General features: G+C 45.2%; 13 protein-coding genes. 3 read left to right on the top strand and 10 right to left on the bottom strand.

Translation table 11 applies throughout. The features are described from left to right. Positions 1-4: 4 nt before the first annotated feature. Genes EKN56_RS21550 through EKN56_RS21450 form a run of 3 tightly spaced genes read right to left on the bottom strand, consistent with a single transcriptional unit; the run spans position 5 to position 2,311 of the window. Entirely contained in the window at positions 5-451 is a 447-nt protein-coding gene (locus EKN56_RS21550) for a Mu transposase C-terminal domain-containing protein (protein WP_322091102.1), read from the bottom strand. A gap of 20 nt (positions 452-471) precedes the next feature. Next, on the bottom strand, positions 472-2,052 hold the full coding sequence (locus EKN56_RS05840; RefSeq protein WP_322091101.1) for a DNA-binding protein: 1,581 nt from the start codon (positions 2,050-2,052) through the stop codon (positions 472-474). Position 2,053: 1 nt separating this feature from the next. Next, positions 2,054-2,311 carry a helix-turn-helix domain-containing protein gene (locus EKN56_RS21450; RefSeq protein ID WP_130590946.1) on the bottom strand — a complete coding sequence of 86 codons (258 nt, stop codon included), beginning with the start codon at positions 2,309-2,311 and terminating at the stop codon, positions 2,054-2,056. A gap of 154 nt (positions 2,312-2,465) precedes the next feature. Here EKN56_RS21450 and EKN56_RS05830 point away from each other — a divergent pair, with 154 nt between their 5' ends. After that, the gene (locus EKN56_RS05830; RefSeq protein WP_130590945.1) at positions 2,466-3,179 is read left to right on the top strand and encodes a helix-turn-helix domain-containing protein; all 714 of its coding nucleotides are present in this window, start codon (positions 2,466-2,468) and stop codon (positions 3,177-3,179) included. A gap of 280 nt (positions 3,180-3,459) precedes the next feature. Here the strand turns inward: EKN56_RS05830 and EKN56_RS05825 are convergent, their stop codons facing one another. The 3 genes from EKN56_RS05825 to EKN56_RS05815 all read right to left on the bottom strand — a co-directional run bounded on the left by EKN56_RS05825 (position 3,460) and on the right by EKN56_RS05815 (position 5,570). Next, complete coding sequence (locus EKN56_RS05825) at positions 3,460-3,783, bottom strand: YceK/YidQ family lipoprotein (protein WP_130590944.1); 324 nt, start codon at positions 3,781-3,783, stop codon at positions 3,460-3,462. 117 nt (positions 3,784-3,900) lie between these two features. Continuing rightward, a complete protein-coding gene (yfbR, locus tag EKN56_RS05820) occupies positions 3,901-4,506 on the bottom strand; it encodes a 5'-deoxynucleotidase (protein ID WP_130590943.1) in 606 nt (201 codons plus the stop codon). Positions 4,507-4,727: 221 nt separating this feature from the next. Next, positions 4,728-5,570 carry an AraC family transcriptional regulator gene (locus tag EKN56_RS05815; protein WP_130590942.1) on the bottom strand — a complete coding sequence of 281 codons (843 nt, stop codon included), beginning with the start codon at positions 5,568-5,570 and terminating at the stop codon, positions 4,728-4,730. An 82-nt stretch (positions 5,571-5,652) separates the two neighbouring features. On the opposite strand from EKN56_RS05815, the gene EKN56_RS05810 reads away from it, so the two are divergent. Continuing rightward, positions 5,653-6,411: a sugar isomerase domain-containing protein gene (locus EKN56_RS05810; RefSeq protein ID WP_130590941.1), complete on the top strand. Its 759-nt coding sequence runs from the start codon at positions 5,653-5,655 to the stop codon at positions 6,409-6,411. 80 nt (positions 6,412-6,491) lie between these two features. On the opposite strand, the gene EKN56_RS05805 is transcribed toward EKN56_RS05810, so the two are convergent. Then, positions 6,492-7,985, bottom strand: a complete 1,494-nt coding sequence (locus EKN56_RS05805; protein ID WP_246019974.1) for a pyridoxal phosphate-dependent aminotransferase — start codon at positions 7,983-7,985, stop codon at positions 6,492-6,494. Positions 7,986-8,473: 488 nt separating this feature from the next. Beyond that, positions 8,474-9,841, bottom strand: coding sequence for a branched-chain amino acid transport system II carrier protein (brnQ, locus tag EKN56_RS05800; protein WP_130590940.1), 1,368 nt, complete (start codon positions 9,839-9,841; stop codon positions 8,474-8,476). 679 nt (positions 9,842-10,520) lie between these two features. Here brnQ and EKN56_RS05795 point away from each other — a divergent pair. After that, the gene (locus EKN56_RS05795) at positions 10,521-11,402 is read left to right on the top strand and encodes a LysR family transcriptional regulator (RefSeq protein ID WP_130590939.1); all 882 of its coding nucleotides are present in this window, start codon (positions 10,521-10,523) and stop codon (positions 11,400-11,402) included. Between the two features lie 472 nt (positions 11,403-11,874). Here the strand turns inward: EKN56_RS05795 and EKN56_RS05790 are convergent, their stop codons facing one another. Both EKN56_RS05790 and purB read right to left on the bottom strand, forming a co-directional pair. Beyond that, positions 11,875-13,263, bottom strand: coding sequence for an MmgE/PrpD family protein (locus tag EKN56_RS05790; RefSeq protein WP_130590938.1), 1,389 nt, complete (start codon positions 13,261-13,263; stop codon positions 11,875-11,877). A gap of 129 nt (positions 13,264-13,392) precedes the next feature. Continuing rightward, a complete protein-coding gene (purB, locus tag EKN56_RS05785) occupies positions 13,393-14,757 on the bottom strand; it encodes an adenylosuccinate lyase (RefSeq protein ID WP_130590937.1) in 1,365 nt (454 codons plus the stop codon). Positions 14,758-15,177 lie beyond the last annotated feature (420 nt).

The raw sequence follows: 15,177 nt of genomic DNA, 5'->3' as shown, positions 1-15,177 counted from the left end.
CCCGTTATTTATGATGCGTGCCGTTTTTTCTCAGATATTCATCACGATCGGTTTCTAAGAAAAAGAAAGGTTTTTCGACAGGTACCGGCTCAGGCGTACCCAGGAACTCACTAAAGGATTGGACTGGTTTAGATTCCAGAACTGGACGGCCTTCGGCCTCAATCTCGCGGCGGTGGTCGTCATTGAGTTTCAGGCGACGAATGCGGCGTTTTTCCATCGCGTCCTGCATTGCATTAACCGGAATTGCAGCCTGTTTGTTACCGTTCCAGATAGCATCACAGACATAGTCGCCATTCATACGGCGCACAATCACCCGGCTGGCATCGTGAATGTCATATGCTACTCGGACTTCCTCACCGTCCACATTAATTAGCGCCTCAGAAAAGTACTGGTTATTCATTAGTTCCAGCCAGCCGCGCTGAGCTACACGAACCTGTTCTGGTTTGAACATATCGCGTAACTCAACCTCGGTCAGATATTCGATATCATCCCCTCGGTTTCCAGCGCCAGTCGCCGCGCCTCGGCAGGTGTCAGGTGATGTCCGTCAATTTTGGGTAGTTCACTGTGCCGGTGTTGAGTGTTGTATTTTTCTACCTCCTCGGTAATCACATCTAGCAGTTGATTCCAGGATGGCAGTTTGGCGATAGCCTTTTTTTGTACCGCGTTCAGATCGCGTTTGTTTTCAATAGCACGAACCGCTGACTCAATGGTTCGGCCAGTAACGCGAACGCTCTCGCGGTCAGCGCCAAGGCCGTTATAAGTAGGAAATTTTTGCGCTATAGCGCGGGGTATGACACCGTTTAAGCGTTCGATAATGCCGCGCGATTGCGGATTACCTGGAATAGATGTCATGTGAGTAATACCGAGACGCGGAAAAATACCGGTTATGTCAGCATCTAACATTTTATTAGTTTCACCGCCGCCGTTATCCGAGTAGACAAACAGGGGCTTGCCATGACGTTCCATACCGTAACGGTAAGCATCGGCCACGGCGATAGCGCTTTCGGACAGTGCCAGGCTCCAACCAACGACGTAACGGCTACGACCATCAATAACCAGCGTTAGTTCAGGTGTAAACGGGTGACCGTGAATAGGATGCGCAACCTTCATATTCAATGATTTACCATCAGCTATCCAACAGCCGTTAACAGGCATGGTCGACCAATCACGTTTTTTATAGGTTTCCAGAGCCTTAGCGGCAGAACCAGTAAGACGGCCGCGAGCCTTTTCGCGCCGGGGTAGTTTGTTCATAGCCCTGCGAACGCTCATATAGGAGGGGCAAGCCTCAATCATTGCCGGTTGGTCGGCGTATATTTCCGCCCACTCATCACAAAATGAACTGTATGCAGCGGTAATGCTAGGTCCGTTTAGATTGCGCCAGTGAGCAAGAAACAGCGGAAACCAGCCAATATGCTCTGGTTTTACAGGTTTACGATGTCCGGGAGCTAAAAGTGCCAGGCGTTCTGCGCCGTCTGCCGCACGACAATAATCAACAACCCAGCCATTCAGCGACCTGGCACTGATACCAACGCGGGAACCTTTTTTAGCGTTCGCGGCATCGGCGTGAGACTGAAGCGCGGCAGGCAGGCTACTCGAAGAAATTTGCGTACACAGAAAATGAATAGCTTTAATCCGAGACATACCTGCAGACTCAAGACGTAACACCTCATTAACCAGAGCGCATCGAGCGTCAGCAATCGCCCGTTGCTTATTGTTTAATTGTGCGGTTTGCTGTTCCAGTAAAGCCGGACATTGGCGCATTAACGCCAAACTTTCGTTATGGCCAACTGCACATCTTGCTTTAATAACCGGTTTAACAGGGCTTTTAACATCAGCTAACACTGAATTATAGTGGCGAGCCAGAACGGCTTCACGGGTTTCGGCAGGCAGACAATCAATATGATATTCAAAGGCTTTGCCTCCCTTACGGCGACGACGCATTTCAGTATTATCAGCAACCACTTTATCCAAGCGGTTACGCACATTGTGTTCTCTACCGGGCATACCTGGTAAATCGACACATTCTTTTGCTGTCACCCAGAACATAGTCATATCACGCTACCCTATCCGAATAACGACTAGGCCAGATTATCGAGGGGGAAACACCGATACGATTCGCGATGATTTTTTCATAGCTCCGGCACTGGCGATAAAACACGTTACGCATTGAGCCAGCTTTAAGACCTAGTTCCTGTTCCAGTGAACTAAGGTCCACTCCGCACTGGTCGAGCGCAGCATGAATCGCCTTGCTAGACCAATCCCGGCCACTATCGACAAATAAATGCGTGAGGTCTTGTTTATGCGCTAACACTGTGTGATCCTCTATGGTTTTATATCGTTTTCGATAATCAAAAACGATTATCGATAACAATAAATATAGCGGCAGAAAAAACCGAAGTCAAATAAATGTGACGGTTTATTCTGCGGTTTTTTCCTGCCAATATTAATAAGGAGAAATCGTATATATGTCAGATGGTTATTACGAAAAAACCGCATTTAAGGAAGAAGAGGTAAAACGGTTTTTTCTCAATAGTGGAATAAACCTCTTTGGGAAGAGATTAAAACTCGCCATGAATAGCAATGGAATCAAGACCAATACAGCGATGGCAGTAAAGTGTGGAATGTCAGAAACTGTTATTAGAAATTACGTTAATGGCCGTACTTACCCTACGTTAGACCGATTGGCCATTTTAGCAATGGCCTGTAATTGTTCAGTAAACTGGCTGGCCTGCGGCGATGAAAAAGAAGTTAGGATAGATTATAAAACCGAAAAATCGAATATAAATGACGAATCAAATATAGATCCATTAGCATTTGCCTTTAATCGGCTTCATGACCAAGAAAAGGAACTTATTGTTGATTTTGTTCAAAGAGAAGGGTTAAACAGTCTTTTAAGGCTGATTTCAGAGCGTATGCAGATAGGGACACACTATAACCAATCCATAGAAACTTCAGATTCAAGTGTACCGTGGGTTAATGAGGAAATGCGAGGTCAATTAAAAGAAACACTCATAAGCATGGGGTTCGATAGAAAACGAATATCCACAATAAGTATGTTGTTTTCGTTGCCGGAGGCGCAAGCGAGAGAGATATTATCTCAGCACGCGACACATGAACGCGATGGTACGTCCCAGGATGCCATAAATGACAAACAAGATCATAATAAAAAGGCGGGCTAACGCGTAGCCTGTGGCTAAACATTTAACATTCATTTATTTTTGAGGTGGGAGCTACCACAAAGAAAGATAATAAAATAACCTTCTTTTCCCGTTTTTGCTCCTTTATGGTAATAATTTTTAAAAGGTGTTTAAAAGTCAGTTAATCTATGATTATACCTATGCAAAATATAGTGCAAAAAATCATATTTTTGACCATTCTTAAAAAAGTTATGCAAAATAGTTAAATTACCGCTATCCCTTATCACAAGCGCCCGGCGCGCCATCAGGACCACCATTCCACCTATGCAGAATTAATCACCTCCCCACAAGTAAGATAAAGAACACCGTCAATGGGTAGCAGCAAGGTATCCAGTACCAGTGAAAAGGGAAGATCGAGCAGGGCGACAGGACGACTAATATTATGTAGTAAATCTATGCAGAGCTGTTGATTAGATTGAGTAGCACATTGTTGCTCATCACTGGTAAATAGCCACTCGACATTAACACTGGTTCCGGGATAGAAGGGGGTACTGGGCCCTTTAGTGGCCCGAACTATTGTGCTCATACAACCGGATAGTTGAACGCTAATTAAGATAATAAAAACCAGTGCTAACCGTGATCTCATAACAGAAATATCCGTTTTGTATTATGTCGTTGCCTAAAAATAGCAAGCTGTCGATTGATTGAAACGCCTGGTTCAGATTTGGCAATAATTTAAAGTCGTTTAAAGACCACGGATGAGTTATAACTGACTATCTCCACTGATCTCATCTAACGACAAACTAAAACTCGGTACAAATACGTTAATGAAATATTCCATTTCCGGGCTGTGGCGAAGTTTTAGGGTCTTTTCCAGCCGCTGTTTCGCCAGCGTGAATTCATTATTTCCGGCGGATAGTTCTTCCAGGCTTTTCAGATAGGCACAAAGTGCATCAGCCTGTTTAACTACCAGTTTTTCATCTTCACTGTAGTAGTTGTCATCCAGAACAGAGCGAAAGTCTTGCTGTAACTCTTCGGGTAACATTTCAATCAGTTTAAGCTGCGCCACTTTCTCTATCTTCTTATATTCATGGGCGATTTGCGGATTGTAATATTTGATTGGGGTAGGCATATCACCGGTCAGTACTTCGCTGGCGTCATGATACATGGCTAACAGCGCTATTCTGTCAGGGTTCACATTGCCATTAAATTTTCGATTTTTGATTACCGCCAGAGCATGGGCAACAAATGCCACCTGTAGGCTATGCTCAGAGACGTTTTCAGTGCGGACATTACGCATCAGAGGCCAGCGGCTGATTAATTTCAGACGTGATAAATAGGCAAAAAAGTGGCTTTGGGTCTGGCTCATGATGGTGTACCTCTGTTGATGCAAAAACAAGGCTAGATTGTGGGGAGTTATCGCGTTGAGTGCAAGCTGGAGTTAGCCTGAAGAATGGAAATTATTGTACGCCACGCTAATTTTCGTCACTTATATATTAAGTTAGTTTCATCTCTTGAGTGTTAGATTCAAATTTTACGGCCTGCAAATGAACATTAAGGCTGAGTATTTATCAGAATAACTGAATAACATCAGATTGAATTATTTCTTCGATATTTTACAGGTGTGTCATCAACTATCTTTTTGAATTGCCGATGGAAGTAACTGACGCTTTGAAAACCACACTGCGATGCAATAGCAGATAAGGAAAGTGAGCTTGTTCTCAGCAGGAAGCTGGCCTTATTTATTCGCAGTTGCGATATGTAGTCACTAAATGACAATTCGGCAAAGATAGCTAAATCCCGTTTTACTGCGCTAATACTACAATGTGCATGATCGGCCACATGTTGGAGTGTTACTGCTGTGGTGAAGTTATTATCGAGATAATTTAATATTTTTTCCACCCGTTGGTTTTGATAGGGCAGGAGTGGATGTCTGTCAGAGATATACTCAACACCTTTATCTTCAATCAACAGTTCAAACAGTAATACAAGCAAACTCAGGCGTGTTAGTGGTGAACTACTGGCAACAATTTTTCTGAATAAAGACTCACTCCGCTTTGCGCACTCTTTAGAGAATTTAATGGCAGGTGATGCTCGTGAGAATAATTGACTAACTGCACGGTACTCTTCCATGCCGCTAAGTAATTGTCGGTTAAGCCAGGTCTGTGGGATCAGAATGACAAAAATCTCACAGACAGAATCCATCCGAAGACTTTTCCATGAGTGAGGTTGATTGGGGGCGATAAAAACAAGGTCAGGCGAACTAAAGTCAGAAGTATGGTTGCCAATATAGCGTTTCCCTTTGCTGTTTAGCGTCAGCGTTAGCTCATATTCTCGATGATGATGCCACTTGAACGGTATTTCATGCCCTTTCAAGTGTGTTGAAAACCACGAGGATGTTGTTTCATACCGGAATGTTTCACGCTTGAGCATGGGATACCCCACATGAGAATTTAAGCTATTAGTATAGCATTTTGAGCTAATAGTGAATTTTAAGATTATATTTTTCTGGAGAATGGACGCAACTACTCCTGACACAGAGCAATATAAAATGATTACTGATTACTTTCAGACAAGTCTTCCTCATATCAATAGCGTTTTAATGAACCAGAAAGATCAAACTGAGCGTGTGGCGGAACAGATGGTAAAAACCATTCGGGATGATGGCATTATCTATGCTTTTGGAACAGGTCACTCCCACATGATCCCGATGGAATTGTTTGGGCGAGCAGGAGGATTAGCCAATGTGTGTGCGATGCTTGATGAAACCATCTTAAACGGTGGTGGAGCAAGACGTTCGAGCAGGATGGAGCAGTTATCGGGGCTTGCCGAAATTATTTGGCAAAGTACGCCGCCAGGTCGTGGGGATATGCTTTTTATTGTCTCAAATTCAGGAAGGAATGCCGCGGTTGTTGAAATGGCGCTTAAAGCCAAAGAGGAAGGTATTTTTACTGTCGCCATCACTTCACTAGCGCAATCAAAGGCTAATGAGTCGCTGCATCATAGTGGAAAAAAACTTTATCAACTTGCTGATATTGTTCTGGATAATGGTGCACCTGATGGTGATGCACAAATGAAATTTGGCGATTATATAACCGGACCTTTATCGACGTTAACCGGTATTATTCTTATCAATTCGCTGGTTTGTGAAAGCGTACGGTTGTGTCAGGAACGTAACATTCCTGTGCCGCTTTTTCAGAGTCAGAATACAGAAAGAAAGACAAATAATAACGCGTTGTTTGAACGCTTCGAATCCCGAATTCCTCGTTTTTGAAACGAAAATAACGCGATCTGTCTGGAAAATGGCGCGGACAAATATGAATGGCGGTGGGGAACACCGCCATCAGAAGAATATTATTGCTGCTTATAGGTTTCTAGGAACTTAGCAAATTTACCGATAGCCATTTCCAGTTCATCCACCCGGGGAAGGGTTACGATGCGTACGTGGTCCGGATAAGGCCAGTTAAAGCCAGAGCCCTGAACTAACAGAACCTTTTGTTGTAGTAACAGGTCAAGAACCATCTGCTGGTCATTCTTAATATTGAAGCGTTTGGCATCAATTTTCGGGAACATATACAGCGCACCTTTTGGCTTCACGCAGGAGACACCCGGAATTTGATTAATCAACTCCCAGGCGCGGTCACGCTGTTCATACAGGCGTCCTCCCGGTTGAATAAACTCATTAATGCTTTGGTAGCCACCAATGGCGGTTTGAATGGCATGTTGCATCGGCACGTTAGCACACAGGCGCATTGAAGCCAGCATTTCCAAACCTTCAATATAGCCTTTTGCGTGCTCTTTCGGGCCGCTTAATACCATCCAACCCTGACGAAAACCGGCAACGCGATAGGTTTTAGACAGGCCGTTAAAGGTGATAGTTAACAGGTCTGGAGCCAGCGCTGCGATAGAGTGATGTTGTGCATCGTCATAAAGAATCTTGTCGTAGATTTCGTCAGCAAAAATGATCAGGTTATGTTCACGGGCAATTTGAACAATTTCCAGCAGCAGCTCTTTGCTGTAAACAGCACCGGTTGGGTTGTTCGGGTTGATGATCACAATACCGCGCGTGCGCGGAGTAATCTTTTTACGAATATCATTTAAGTCCGGGAACCAGTCTGATTCTTCATCACACATATAGTGCACGGCATGGCCACCGGACAGAGAGACGGCCGCCGTCCATAACGGGTAGTCCGGAGCAGGGATCAGCATTTCATCCCCCATATTCAACAGAGCCTGCATTGCCTGCACAATCAGTTCAGACACGCCGTTACCGATATAGATATCTTCTACGGTGATATCCCGAATTCCTTGTGCCTGATAGTGCTGCATAATAGCTTTACGAGCAGAGTAGAGGCCTTTGGAGTCGCAGTAACCCTGTGCTGTTGGCAGATTACGAATGACGTCCACCAGAATTTCGTCAGGTGCTTCAAAACCAAATGGTGCCGGATTACCAATATTCAGCTTAAGAACTTTATTGCCTTCTTCTTCCAGGCGCTTGGCTTCTTTCAGCACCGGGCCGCGAATATCGTAACAAACGTTATCCAGTTTTCGGGATTTCTCGATAACTTTGTTTGAACTTGGTTCTGTAGATGGCTTAATGATTTTTGGTGCAGTCAGGCTTTGTTCTGCGGCATCCAGCATGGCGTTAACCATAGGATCATCGCCTTTAGGCTCGGTCTGGTTTTCATCAGAAGCCACGATAATGCCAGTACTATCTGAGAGCAGACGCATAGTCGCGCCTGATGCAAAGGCGGGAGCGGCATCCAAAAGTTCTTTTTTTAAACGTAACGCCTGAGAGTTACCGCTTTTGAAGGATGTCAGATCGATCCATTCATTTGACCCTGTCATGCCACACCGCCTTAGTACTTTATTGATTGTATATTGTTGTGTATGTTTTCGTATATGGCAAATCCTACTATTGGATATACTTTATGGCAAGGGGGAGTTGATAAATTTCATTAAAAAAGTATTTGTAGGTGTTTTTTGGGGTGGTTGTGGTGGGTGTATATACATTTTTGGTGGCGGTGTTAATACATAGATGACTTCCGTGAATATTCCGGTCGTAAAATTTGAAGTGCTTATATTGATTTTGTGCTCGACCGGAAGACCATCTGTACTCGGCCTCAGAGTGTGTCGGGCCTGGATTCCCTAGGGGCGCTTCGTTGGCTTACGCCAAGTCGACCCCAACGGCAATCCCTCCCTCCAATGGGCTATCTTAAGATCTCAAACCGGTACTGACAGACTTATCCATCAATCTGATGCCGCATAAAGTCTGGTGGCAGATAATAAAAAAAGCAGCGTTCCCGCTGCTTTTTGGTGTTCATATACAACTGTAATCAGTTGACGGCTGTTTTCTTATTGCCGGGAATCAGGAATACAAGCAGCATCACAATCGCCGTTGGAAGTACCCATGCCATGCCCTGAGCTGCCAGCGGCATATACTCAGTTTGCGAATCCAGCAGCGATTTAATCCAACCCACGTTCTGCAGGCCCGCAATGCCGCGCATACCGTCCAGCAGGCTGAAAATTAGCGCGACAAACATCACAGTGCGGAAAGCATATTTAGGGTTTGGTAACCACGGGCGAATAAACGTCAGGGCAACTAGCGCGATAGTCAGTGGGTACAGGGCTAATAACACCGGTACAGACAGTGCGATTAACTGGCTCAGGCCCACGTTGGCAACCAGCGCACAGATAATACATAACACGATAACCCATTGGCGATAGCGCAATGGAGTCAGGGTAGAGAAGTAATCAGCACAGGCACTGACCAGACCCACAGCGGTAGTCAGACAGGCTAGCAATACTACACCGGAAAGAATCCATTGGCCCGGTTGGCCAAACAGTGCTTGTACATAGGCAGCCAGAACTACACCGCCGTTTTCAGCACCCGGTGCTACAGTTGACGATGTCGCCCCCAGCCAGAACAGTGAGATATATACAAAGGCTAAACCCGCCGCAGCGATCAGACCGGCAATCACCAGATATTTGTAGGTAGACTTCGGCTCCGTGACACCTTTACTGCGCAGTATATCTACCAGCAACATACCGAACATCAGGGCAGCGAAGGTATCCATGGTGTTGTAACCACCAATAAAGCCTTTGGTAAACGCGTTATCCTGATAGCTGGCGGCAGGGGTAGAAAGAGCACCCTGTGGCGCAACGATGACACCAATAGCCAGACAGATAAGCAGCAGGAACAGAGCTGGGGTTAAGATTTTTCCGATGTTATCAATCAGCTTGCCGCGGCTCCAGGAGAAGAACAGCGTTACCACGAAAAACAGGCTGGTGACGATAGCTTGCGTCTTGTCGAGAATAATATCAGCAGACAGTGTCAGTTGATTATCTTCCAGTGTACCAATCAGCGGTTTGATCGCCATCTCATAAGCCACCAGACCGGTACGAGGGGTAGCAAAAGCAGGGCCGATAATGATAAACAGCAATACGGCTGCAAGAGTACCGGTACCTTTTGGCAGATCGGTGGTCATGGACGGTAAACCACCGCCAACGCGCGCAACGGCAATAATTGATACCAGAGGCAGACCTACCGCAGTCAACAGAAAGCCAAACATGGCATACAGTACATTGGTGCCCGCTAACTGGCCTTCCAATGGTGGAAAGATGATGTTACCTGCGCCTAAAAAGAAAGCGAAGGTCATTAAGCCTAAGCCAATGGTATCGGCGCGGCTCAAACGTTGGTTCATGTGTTATTCCTTGTCTTAAATAACAACCAGTAACTTATTGATAATTTATATAAAATTAATGAATTTTAAAAAGCTAAGTCTGGTTTGAAAATAGATTAATATGTGGCAAGAAACGCTTATTTTGAATTTAAATTCAATTTTAATGAATAAAGCCAATTTATTCACTAAAACTGAGTCTGTTATCCAGCGGATTACCATTCAGGGGGATAGTCTATGATTGGCGGCCTTTACGCAATAGGAGTAGCATAAAATATGCAAAAATTTGGTGCTGAAACCAAATAATTGGATTTAATCGCTGGTTTATTGCTCATTGATGGATGTTTGGTCTAATTAATTCACTTATTTGTGGTTGTAAGGGCAGTCAAATTGCGTGTTAAAGAGGAAACTTAATGATTTAGCAAGTATTAACTGACTAAAAAGCAATCAAATGATGCATTAAATTAATCAATTCGAGGTAATAAATATGTGAAATATGATTCAATCAAAATAATTTGTTGGGTCATTTTATCTTTTTCACCAAAAGAGTATTTTTAGCTAACGCCAGTAGCTATATCAACTTTGCGCTTGGTATGGGAGTAGGATAAGGTAACTCAATCCTGATTGTTATTGGCGTCATTTAGCGATTATCAACTTACAGAGTGCGGCCCGTAGTTCTGTGGAGAAATGAAAGAGTTACACTATGGTACATCTGAAACGTCCTATTCCTAATCTTGAGCTTGATCTGTTACGAACTTTTGTTGCTGTAGCTGAAGGCAATAGTTTTGCCGCCGCAGCGGAGTCGGTACATCGTACACAATCTGCCGTTAGCCAGCAGATGCAACGTCTGGAGCAGTTGGTGGGTAAAGAGTTGTTTGGTCGCAGTGGACGCAATAAATCGCTAACTGAACACGGTGTGAAGATGCTGGGCTATGCCAGACGTATATTGCGTCTGAATGATGAAGCATGTCTGTCTTTAATGTATGACGATGTGGATGGCGTTCTGCGTATTGGTTCACCGGATGATACGGCAAATACTATTTTGCCCGAGCTGCTCTCCCGTTTCTCTAAAGCTTATCCACGGTTGGTGATTGAGATTGTGGTTAAACGCAGTCCATTTCTGATGGATATGCTGAAAAACGACGTAGTGGATATGGCTATTTCCACGGTAGAAAGCGTCGATTACCCCAGTCTGGTACTGCGAGTCTCTCCTTCTTTATGGTACTGCGCGACCAATTATGAACTCAATATTGATGAACCATTACCGCTAGTGGTTCTGGATGAACCCAGCACTTATCGTAATATGGCAATTAATCACCTGGAGCAGGCGGGTATTGCCTGGCGAATTGCCTATGTAGCCACCACGCTCTCGGGTGCCAGAGCGGCTGTCCGGGCAGGACTGGGAATTATGGCGCGCTCCATTGAGTTACTGGGTGATGATTTAAGGATTCTGGGTGAGGCCGATGGTCTGCCGCGGTTACCGGATATTAAATATAACCTGTATATGCGGAGTAATAGTCCGCAGAAGGCGGCGAAGGTGTTGTTTGAGTCGTTGAAGGGGATGATTATCATTCGGAGGAGATGACTGGCTAAGATATGAGTTAGTTTCGTTCACATATAGTTTTGCGTCAGTTTCGTCCACCAATAGTGCTGTGTTTGGATTGGCTATCGTGCAGGTGGCCGAGCAAAGGGCGCTGGGGCGAGCGCCCTCTGCACTCCCGCGCCTTCGCACCCGAATCCAGGTCGCCTGACGGCGACTTCCCTCCGCTTTCGTTCGGGTTTACGCACCGGCGCAGAGCCGCTCCCTACGTCGCTGCGCCTCGGCAAACATCCCTGTTTGGCGTGCTACCCTCTCTCAGTTGTCGGCTGAATTCCAGTGCTCTTTGTTAAAGGTCAAGGTCAAGGAAGGTCAAGGTCAGATCAAGATCAAAATCGAGGGCGTTGGAGAGATTAGGGGCGATAATTTTGTTGTTAGTTTATTTGATAAAAAAAGGCCCTTATCACGGTTAGAGTGAGATAAGGGCAAGGGGTATACAAGGAAATAATATTTTTTATTATTAGAATGACTTCACTGTGTCAGTGAGGAGTTTTGCCAGTTCGGTGACGGACTGATTTTCCAAATCGCTGACCAGTTTAATGACTTTTTCGCAGGCTTCCTGAGTCAAAATACCCGCTACGTTGTCGCGGAATTTGCGTTCTACGTCGCTGCGCTGCATCGGGTTATCCGGATTACCGTAGTTAATATCCAGACGTTTGCTGACCATGGTGCCGTCTTTCAGGGTTACATCAATGTAACCAGGGAAGTAGGTTGGGAAGGGGATCTCTCCCGGTTGGCAATAACGGTAAGAGACCTTTTTTGCCATCTCTAATACTTCCGGACGGGTTAACTGCTGCGGCTGGAATGATGAAAGATTCAGGCCATCATCGTAGATGCCGCTGGCGACCAGATATGGCAGGCTGAATTTTGCGGCATAAGGCGTTTGTGGAGCAAACTTGTTTTCTAATGGTTCGCAAATCAGTGCTGCAGCAATGGGGTCCACTACACAGTGAATACTTTCGATGTTATCCGGTGCGATACCATCCTGGCGTAACATACGGGCGCAATCTACAGTGGCGTGAGCAAAATGGCAGCATGGGTATGGTTTGATTGAGACATGCATCATCTCCCAACGCTGGCCTAATTCAGCATACACCTCTGCCGGTTTGGCATTTTCTTTGATACCGTGAGTGACATATAGCCCGTAACGGCCTTCAAAAATGGTCAGTGGCCCTGTCATACCGCTTTTGGCCATATAGGCTGATATCAGTCCGGAATGGGCAGACCAACCGGCATGGAAGCATTTTGCGGAAGAGCTGTTGGTCAGGTATTCCGCTACGCCGGAAGCCTGACTGCCGGTTAAACCAATAGCGTGGGCACAGGCTTCCGGATTCAGTTTGAGTAAATGTGCGGCGCTGCTTACTGCACCAAACACGCCGGCAATAGCGGTGGAGTGGAAACCGCGTTGGTGAAATGAGCCTTTGGACGCAATACCTACTCGGGCAGCCACCTCCCAGCCAATCACATAAGCAGCCAGCATGGTACGACTATCAAGATTCAGATCCTCTGCCAGCGCCATAACCAGCGGTGCCAGTACTGCACTACCATGAACAATAGAGTCGGTATGCGTATCATCAAAATCCAGTACGTGCGAGGCAATACCATTTGCCATTGCCGCATAGGCGGGAGAAAGCTTGTATGGACTTCCCCATATCCGGCATTCTCCCTGCGTGTGCGGCATTTCAACCAGACTGGTACGGCTGTTAATGCCGTTAGCCTGGACGGAACCCGCCAGCGCAACGCCAAAAGTATCTAATAAATGAAGTTTAGCCCGCTCAATAACCTGAGGGGGAATAGACTGAAAATTTTGTTGGGTAATAAACTGACTTAAATATTCACTGTGGGTCATGATTGTGTTTCCAGATTCTTTCAAGTGGTTCTCAGGGCTTATCTCACTAAGGCCGCTTACTGAGATTGGCTCTGTCAGGCTGAATCAGTGACAGAGGATTAATGATTCCCTCTGTCACTGATGAGGTCATTACTTCAGCCAGCCGCTGGCTTTAACTTCAGCGACTACGCGGTCAACTTGCTGTGGCGCGTTGCCAACATAGGTGGTTGGATCGAGAACTGCATCCAGTTCTTCTTTAGTTAATGCGGCTTTAATACGTGGATCGTCTGACAGCGCCTGACTGAAAGTACCGCCATCTTCTAAGCCGTGCATTGAGGCTTCATATACCAGTTCATGGGCCGTTTGCTTACCCAGTTTTTCTGACAGTTCAAACATCACGCGTTCTGCCAGCATAAATCCACCGAGGATATCCAGATTGCTGCGCATCTTCTCTTTCTTCACTTGCAGGCCGGAAAGCGTGAACTTCATGTTATCCATAATGACGGACAGCATCAGGCAGATTTCCGGTAACAGTTTCCACTCCATTTTCCAGATAGCACCATCACGTTCATGCTGATGCTTCATCAGATCTAACAGAATAGAGACGTTACCTTTCAGGGTATTGCTAACGCAGGAGGCGTTTTCAGTAATGGCCGGGTTACGTTTATGCGGCATGGTGGAAGAGCCTACCTGACCTTTGGCAAACGGTTCTGCCACTTCATCAAATTCGTTATGGGCCAGCAGCAGGATTTCATTGGCAATTTTGCCCAGTGTGGCGCTGATCATGCCCAGCACCATACCGTATTCGCAGAAGCGATCGCGGGCAGGCTGCCAGGATATTTCTGGCGTACCTAAGCCGAGGCGGGTTAGTACTCGCTGTTCCAGCTCATCGGCACCTTCGCCAAATGAGGCTTTAGTACCTACGGCACCCACTACACTACCGACAAACAGACGTGGTTCCAGCTGTACCAGACGCTCGTGATGGCGCATCATTTCTGCCAGCCAGATAGCGGTTTTATGACCAAAAGTAATAGGAATTGCCTGAAGGGCTAGTGTTCTGCCAGCCATTGGCGTATTACGGTGTTCTTCTGACAGTTTGAGTAAAGAGCGGCCGATCTCTTTCAGATCGCGCAGGAAGATTTTATGCGCCATTTTAAACTGCAATACCATACCGGTATCCATCACATCCTGAGTGGTGGGACCGAAGTGAACATATTCACCAAAGCCGTTAGCACAGGCATGCTCTAAACCACGAATAGTAGGTACCAGCGGATGCTTAGTTAAACGAACCTGCTCAAGGATGAAATCCATATCCAGACGTTCAAGTTTGGCGCAGGCGACGATCTCATCGGCCGCTTCCTGAGGAATAATTCCCATTTTTGCCTGTTCAATGGCCAGTGCTGCTTCATAATCCAGCCACATCTGCATACGCACATCGTCAGAAAAAACTTGACGCATCTCTTCGGTGGACCACAGGTTCTTCAGTAATACTGAATCAAAAACGCTGGTAGACATAATTTTATCTCCTAATTTAAATAGGGTTTTAGTAATGCGAAGGAATAGATAACACTCATTAGGTGTTATTATTTTTTTAAATATTCTGTAATTAATTTGTAAATTCAAATTATGGTCTGGTTTTAATCTTCCAATAACGAAAGAAGATAAACAAGGTGTTTTGGATTAATATTCCATTAGTAATATTAATCCATTGTTAAATAATTTTAATGTGTCGTTAAATGGTCTTTTTTCTGACTTATTTAAAAGTTTAATCAGATTTCTTAGTTGTGGTTTTATTTGTATCTATTTGTTTTTATTTGATTTAATTATCATATAAGTTTGTCTTCAATACTGTTTAGAATAATTAATGTATTAAAGTGAGATCGCGATCAATGTTTCAATTTATTTGGATTTTTTAGTTAATTTATCGGTGGTAGT

Source organism: Limnobaculum zhutongyuii, from assembly GCF_004295645.1.
Taxonomy (GTDB): domain Bacteria; phylum Pseudomonadota; class Gammaproteobacteria; order Enterobacterales; family Enterobacteriaceae; genus Limnobaculum; species Limnobaculum zhutongyuii.
Note: the sequence above shows the minus strand (reverse complement) of the source record. Positions and strands in the feature narration are given on the sequence as shown.